The organism is Nocardioides sp. CPCC 206348, from assembly GCF_048654705.1.
In the GTDB taxonomy this organism is placed as follows: Bacteria; Actinomycetota; Actinomycetes; order Propionibacteriales; family Nocardioidaceae; genus Nocardioides.
The window spans coordinates 43,173-45,449 of sequence record NZ_JBMCZA010000226.1 but is presented as its reverse complement, the minus strand read 5'-3'; the positions used below and the strand labels follow the sequence as shown (position 1 = coordinate 45,449).

1 protein-coding gene is annotated in these 2,277 nt (G+C 69.2%); it reads left to right on the top strand.

Annotated features, from left to right (window positions below; translation table 11 throughout):
- On the top strand, positions 1–2,277 hold a 2,277-nt coding region (locus tag ACOADB_RS25795), incomplete at both ends, for a hypothetical protein (protein ID WP_378605672.1).

Sequence of the window (2,277 nt, the reverse complement as noted above, 5' to 3'; positions counted from 1 at the left end):
GCGCTGGACGCCGTGGCGGAGGAGCTGGCGGAGGCGCCGAGCCTGACCTCGGCGCGACTCCCCCGCTCGTCGGTGACCGCACCGACCGCAAGCACGTCGAGCAACATCACGGCCGGCCTGCCGCCCACGTTCAACGACACACTCACCTCGCTGCCCCTCGTCCCCCTGGTGCTGGACGCACTGGACGCGGTCCTGCAGGAGGTCAGCAAGGTCCAGGGCAAGCTGTTCACGCTGCCCGTCGTGAACCTGCTGTCCCCGCTGTTCTACAAGATCTGCGCCGAGTCGCCGACCATGCCGCTCTCGTGCAGCATCTCGCTGCCGGTGGGTGTCCCGGTGCCGGCCGACGTCACGGGTGACCACCTGCCTGACGTCCTGGCGCAGCTCAACCCGGTCACCAACCTGATCGACGTCGGAGCCCGGTTCGCGGTGCAGCGGATCACGCCCAACAGCGGCCCCCTCCCGGCGCACGTGTTCGCCGTCTACGACACACCGATCGTCAAGAAGCGGGTGGCGGTCGGCATCGACGGACGCGCCTCGACCCTCGGCGGCAACAGCACCGCCCGGGTCCTGCTCAAGAACATCGTCGACGCGATCACCGGCGACATCCGGGTCGCTGCGGACGTCATCTCGACCAACCCGGGCCTCAAGGAGGCGATCACGTTCGGCGTGAAGTCGCTGACCGGTGGCAGCGGCGGCGTACCGCTGACCGAGCAGGACCCGCTGACCGGCTCCGTGCAGCTGAACCCGTTCCCGACGACCCTCAACGTCGGCGCCCGGATGACGCACGGCAGCACCGGCAGCACGGACACGATCACGGTCGACACCCCGACCGCCACCCGCGTGGACGCGGTGATCGACCAGGCCACGACGTCGGGTCCGGTCGACAGCAACCGTCGCTTCACCGCAACGGTCGACAAGCTGCCGTCGTCGGTACGGGTCGACCTGGTCCGTCAGGGCACGCACCAGAACATCGAGTACACCGCGAACGACGAGATCGGCCTCGTCGAGGCGACCGACACCACCACGCCGGACGTGACCAAGCCGACCGAGGTCGACCACGCCGTGTACCAGGTCCACGGCGTCCCGAAGCACATGCAGGTCGACCTGAACGGCAACCTGATCACGTACGACGCCAGCGACTCGATCGACAAGGTCTACGCCGGTGTCGAGCGGATGGGCGGCGACCGGATCACGGCCGAGGTGCTGGGCATCCCGGCACACGCCAAGGTGCTCTTCGACGGCAAGAACTCGGTCCTCGACTGGGATGCGGACACCCCGACCACCAGCGCCTCGGCGACCGCGCACCTGACGGCGGCCACCCTCGACATGGACCGCGACTTCGACGCGGGCCTGACCATCAGCTCGATCCCGGCCAAGTGGAACGCGACCTGGGCGGACGGCAACGTCCTCTTCGACGCACCCGCGGCGGGCATCGGCTCGATCGTCGCGAACGTCACGAACCACGAGGACTACTCGACGCTGCCGGGCGACCACCTGACGGCGTACTACGACGAGGCCTCGGGCGACCTCGACGCCAGCCTCAAGATCAGCAACCTGCGGCGGGCATCCTTCACCAAGCTGCCCGACGACGGGGACGGCGGCGGCTTCGAGGCCGGTCTCGACATGGGCGACAACAGCACCTTCTCGTTCGCAGCGGAGGCGCACCTGGAGGAGGGCGACCTCGAGGCGTCGGGCAAGCTGAGCAACCTGCCCTCCGAGATCACGCTGCGCAGCGAGGGCGGCCGGATCACCTATGACGGCAACACCAACCCCGACCTGACGCTCTCGGTCGCGGCGGGCAAGTCCGCGGCGCTGGCCGCCACACCGGTGCCGCCGCAGGTCCACGGCGTCGCCGTCCGTGACGGGGCGAGCGGTTCCGACAAGGCCGTCCGGGCCAAGCTGTACCTGACCGGACTGCCGACGGGACTCGACCTCAACTCCACCACCGGCGTCTACACGGTCACGGGGTTCCACCCGACCGACGGCACCCTGGTGGTCGACGCCAAGTTGCAGGCACTCGCGCCCAAGCCGCTCAGCCTCTACCTGACGCAGGGCATCCCGACGGCCAACCCGGTGGACTTCACCTTCGGCCCGACCGTCACGCGCACCGAGCCCGACGGCAGCCACACCACCGGACTCGACTACGTCGCCAGCGAGGCGCTGGGGGCGTTCACGGCGAACGCGCAGTACGACAACACCGACGAGGCGCAGCTGACCATCAGTGCGATCCCGAAGACCATCAGCGTGGACGTCGCCTTCGGCGCCGACACGAAGAAG